General features: G+C 37.9%; 3 protein-coding genes and 1 pseudogene. All 4 read right to left on the minus strand.

Annotation, left to right across the window (positions count from 1 at the left end; all coding sequences use genetic code 11):
- Window positions 1-335 precede the first annotated feature (335 nt).
- On the minus strand, window positions 336-584 hold the full coding sequence (yidD, locus tag ACYQ21_RS14805; RefSeq protein ID WP_460059390.1) for a membrane protein insertion efficiency factor YidD: 249 nt from the start codon (window positions 582-584) through the stop codon (window positions 336-338).
- Window positions 585-644: 60 nt separating this feature from the next.
- The gene (locus ACYQ21_RS14810; protein ID WP_460059386.1) at window positions 645-1,988 is read right to left on the minus strand and encodes a sensor histidine kinase; all 1,344 of its coding nucleotides are present in this window, start codon (window positions 1,986-1,988) and stop codon (window positions 645-647) included.
- Window positions 1,989-2,024: 36 nt separating this feature from the next.
- Window positions 2,025-2,696, minus strand: a complete 672-nt coding sequence (locus tag ACYQ21_RS14815) for a response regulator transcription factor (protein ID WP_460059388.1) — start codon at window positions 2,694-2,696, stop codon at window positions 2,025-2,027.
- A gap of 114 nt (window positions 2,697-2,810) precedes the next feature.
- Window positions 2,811-3,786, minus strand: a pseudogene (locus ACYQ21_RS14820) (LacI family DNA-binding transcriptional regulator).
- Window positions 3,787-4,188: the final 402 nt, after the last annotated feature.

Below are 4,188 nucleotides of genomic sequence, written 5' to 3' on the forward strand. Positions count from 1 at the left end.
GGCAGTGAATTTGTCCTCAGGGATACTTTCAATCAGTTCGTGAATGGCAAAACAAATATCATCTTCTGGCATCATTATTTCTAAATCAAGTGGTAAAATGACCTGTTTCATGTTATAATTTTTATGCCTAAAGAACAACTCCTGACTTTTGGGATTAGACACTTTAATTGTACAGGATTTTATTTTTTTTGTCGAAAAGTTACACAGAAATAGGCTATGAACGTTTCCGATTAACATCAGAAATGATTCATAGCCTATTTTTTTAGAGGACTTTTGTCCCAAACTCTTTTGTTTTGAAAATTATTTAATAAGCTTGAAACGCCATCTCCCCATTATTATCGTTCAGGCTTAATCGGATTTCTTTTCAAAGAAAAATAGCCTGGGACATAATCAACACCACCCTTGACAAAAGGATTGCAACGTAGAATTCGCGCTGTGCCCATTAATACTCCTAGAAAACCGTGTTTTTGGATGGCAATAATCATGTAATTAGAGCAAGTCGGATGATAGCGACAAGCCCCAGGGAGCAAGGGCGAGATAACGACTTGATAGAATCTGATAGGTGCGATGAGCACACGGATCATCATTTTTTTAAGCATGGTATTTCTATTTTCTTTCCTTGCATGTGTGCCTAAACGGCTAATTTAGACACGCAATTTAATGATAAACTTGGTGCCTTGGGGGTGATTATCTTGGACATCAATTCGACCGCCACAGGCATCAATAATCTGCTTGGCTAACGATAAACCTAAGCCAAAGCCACCTTTTTGACGTGTTCTTGCCTTATCCACACGGTAAAAACGGTCAAAGATTTTCTTTTTATCATCGTCAGAAATGCCGTAGCCATTGTCTGAAGTTGTGATTATCAAAGTTTGACTTGTTTTCTCGACTTGAATATCAATATGACTGCCAACATCTGAATACTTGACAGCATTGTCAAACAAAATCGTGAGGACTTGTTTAATCAGGCTTTCATCTAGTTTAACGCAATCTTTAAAGTTGACTGAGCTAGTAAAGACGCGTTCAGAGTTTTCTGCAAGTAGCTTATAATTTTCAAATATTTTTTCAAAATAAGTCTGATTGACTTTTGTTAGCTCAACTTTAAGACCACCATCACGTTTAGCGAGATTGAGCAAATTACTGGTCAGCATTCGCATATTGCGGACTTCTGCCAGACTTTGCGAAATATTTTCACTCTGATCAATAATCGTCGCTGTCGGCTTTTGGAATAAAAGTTCTAGCCGATTTTGCAAGATTGTCAAAGGCGTTCTCAGCTCATGACTGGCATTTTCAACAAAATTCTTTTCTTTCTCGTAAGCTGCCAAGACTGGTTTTTGTGACCATCTAGAGAGATAAATAGAGGCTACCAGTGAAATCAGCCAAAAGCTGACCATGGTCGTCAAGATAATAAGTTGACTTCGAGATAGACTGTCTGATAACTGATCAACATTAACCAAAATTTGAATATAGGCGATATTAGTCGTGATACCTTTACTAAAATTAGCTTTAAAAATTTTGGTGCGATAGAGAAGCGTATCGCCTGTCGCTGTTTTGACGGTGACTGTTCCTATTTTGCCGATATTTGATTTATCAAATTTCAGGCTATTAGCCACCGTAGCGGTCTCTAAATTAGTATCAGCATTTAAAATCTGACCTTTTTTATCATAAAGGACAACTGTCTGGTTGGGTAAAAAACCAGAAACTGGTGTGACAGATGCAGGTTTTCCTTGATTATCTGTTGGGGTATCTGAGAAAATGGTCGTATTATTAGTGTCATGCAAGGCTAGATTTGTCAGCATGAGCGGATTTTTAGCCAATCTTTCGATGGTCTCATCTGTTGATTTATAGATGCCTGAAGTCAATGTTTGCAGGATAATGGCGGATAGGGCCACGAAAATGACCGTAAAGACGACAAAGAAATGCAAAAAATGCTTCACATCAAAGCGAAATAGAGAATGACTGGCGAATTTTTTGACGATTTTTTTCATGCGTTTTGTTCTTTATCTTTTTTCATATACGCTAGCCTATCTTAAAATATAACCGACATTGCGCAAGGTGGAAAGATTTTCCGCAAATTCGGTGCCTTTGAGTTTCTTACGTAATTTTGACATATAGACTTCTACAACGGTGACGGTTGTATCGCTGTCAAACCCCCAAATACGGTCGAAAATCTGCTCTTTAGGTAAAATAACATTCCGATTTTGCAGAAAATATAGGAGCAAATCAAATTCTTTTCCGAGAATTTCGACGGATTGACCTGATATTGTCACTTGATTGTTAGCCGTATTGACGACGAGAGCATCGCCATATTTAATGGTTGAAGTATCTTCAAGTTTGCCTGAGCGTTTGAGTAGAGCCTGAATCCGTGCTTTCAGCTCATCTAGATAGAAAGGCTTAGTTAGGTAATCATCTGCACCGATTTCAAAGCCGTGCATTTTATCGTCTAGACTTTCCTTAGCGGTCATGATTAGAACCGGCGTTTTGATGCCTTTAGCTCGCAGTTCAGCTAGGACTTCAAAGCCGTTCTTTTCTGGCAACATGAGGTCAAGTAAAATGATGTCATAAATATTCATTTCTGCTTCATATAAGCCCTCATCGCCATCAAAAACCTGAACGACATCAGCAAAATTTTCTAAAAAATCATAAACGGAATTGGATAAAGATAGGTCATCTTCTACTAATAGTATTTTGATCATCGTCTTGTTTACCTCTCAATAAATTATCAGGCACTCATCGCCTTTTATCAACTTGCTTTCTTTTCATTTTACACTATTTTAGTCTAAAAAACTTAAGATAAACATAAAAAGCCATCAGTTGACAGCTTTCGTTGATTCGCGTACTTTAAGCTCAAAAGGTACCGTCACTTTCTCTTTAAAATCAGACGGTTTTGCAAGTAAATGCAAAAGTTTTTGCACAGAACGATGACCGAGTTGTGTGATATTAATATCAAATGTCGTTAAATAAGGATAAATCAGGCTCGCAAAAACTGAGTTATTAAAGGAAATCACTGAGATATCATTCGGAACGGTAATTCCACGTTCTGTCAGTCCTTGAATGACTTTGATAGCTAAAATATCATCTAAAACCACAAGAGCTGTCGCCTCTCCTATCACTAATTCTTCAGTTGTATTCAGCAAATGACCACTGAGACCAAGCGACTGAATCTTATCAGCAAAACCACGGTAACGCTCATGGAAAACTTCACCTTTCTCCGTATTCGTCACAAATGCTAATTTTTTATGCCCCAAATTCGCTAAATACTGAGCTGCCTCAGCCCCCATCAGTTTGTTATCATTATCGACAGCCATGATTTCATTGGCCCGCTCAATAGGAGTACCGACGATGACAAAAGGAATCTCATCTGCTAGGAGATAATCCCGCACAGCATCTTCTTCCTCAACATAAAGCATGATAAAGCCATCAACACGTTTTTCTTGGTACATGACCCTGACTTGACTTAAAAGTTCTTCATTTGTATGACCGGAGGCGATTGAAACTGTGATTTTGTTTTGACGGGCTTCTTGGTTAATGACTGTCAAAATTTTCATGAAAAAGGGTTGCTCAGATTTATTTTCCATCGGTGGAAAAATCACACCAATAGCCCCCCGCCTTACCACTTGCCAACATTTGCGCTGCAGAATTTCGTGAATAACCTAGGTCAGCCATGGCTTTCTTAACTTTTTCTTTTGTTTTGTCAGAAATCGCCGAATGATTATGAATCGCTCGACTAACCGTTGACGGATTAACGCCAGCACGTCTAGCCACATCTTTGATTGTAACTGCCATAGCACCCCTTCTACTATCATTTTATGTGTTATATTTCGTTCATCTCTTTTTTACAAAAGGTAGAAAAACGGAAAAATACTTGAAAGCGTTTCCGTCTGCTAATTATTTATTTTTCCATACTTTGGTTAAAAAATCAAGAGTGAGTTGGCTTGTGTACACGGCCGTTTCATAAATTCAATTTAAAATGTATTTTTCAGAAAAATCAAACTCGTGAAACGGCCGTGTATCTTCGGCACGGTCGTTTCATAAATTAGTCTTGAAAAATTAACCAAAAGTGCTACACTGCCATTAGGAGAAGAATATGACACTACAAGAAAAATTTATGATTATAGAAGATTCACGAGATGAAAGATATGTTAAATATCCTTTAAGCGATGTCCTAATCATCGTCATGTGCGTCGT

Source organism: Pseudolactococcus yaeyamensis, assembly GCF_054658615.1.

What these genes read in the sequence shown, in the direction of transcription:
- yidD (WP_460059390.1), bottom strand. Translation starts at nt 584, where the DNA reads ATGATCCGTGTGCTCATCGCACCTATCAGATTCTATCAAGTCGTTATC.
- ACYQ21_RS14810 (WP_460059386.1), bottom strand. Translation starts at nt 1,988, where the DNA reads ATGAAAAAAATCGTCAAAAAATTCGCCAGTCATTCTCTATTTCGCTTT.
- ACYQ21_RS14815 (WP_460059388.1), bottom strand. Translation starts at nt 2,696, where the DNA reads ATGATCAAAATACTATTAGTAGAAGATGACCTATCTTTATCCAATTCC.